The organism is Proteiniphilum sp. UBA5384 (assembly GCF_002410825.1).
GTDB lineage: Bacteria > Bacteroidota > Bacteroidia > Bacteroidales > Dysgonomonadaceae > Proteiniphilum.
Map to the genome: position 1 here is coordinate 37,939 of NZ_DHOS01000016.1, position 360 is coordinate 38,298.

The window sequence follows — 360 nt, forward strand, 5'->3', positions numbered from 1 at the left end:
AAACAAATTGCCATAAACATCAAAAACAAAAGATCCTTCATTCATAATCACCTTTCAATTAAGCAACCTTATAGACCTCGTAAGAAAAATTTCAACGCCTCTATCTCTAATCTCCAATCCCATTTATCCGATATCCACCTCATCGTTTCACCAATGAAACATCCTGTTTCGATAACAAAACCATAACCACCCGAAAATCGTTTAGGAATTATCAGTATATTTGCGATAATAGAGGTGTAAATCATTGTCATAGCGTGAATATATACCTGCACGCCATGATAGTTAGAGGGGATTGAAAAATTGACAGAATCTGATTATTCTTTTGCGCAACAATTTGGCCACTGTTTTTGTGCCCTACCT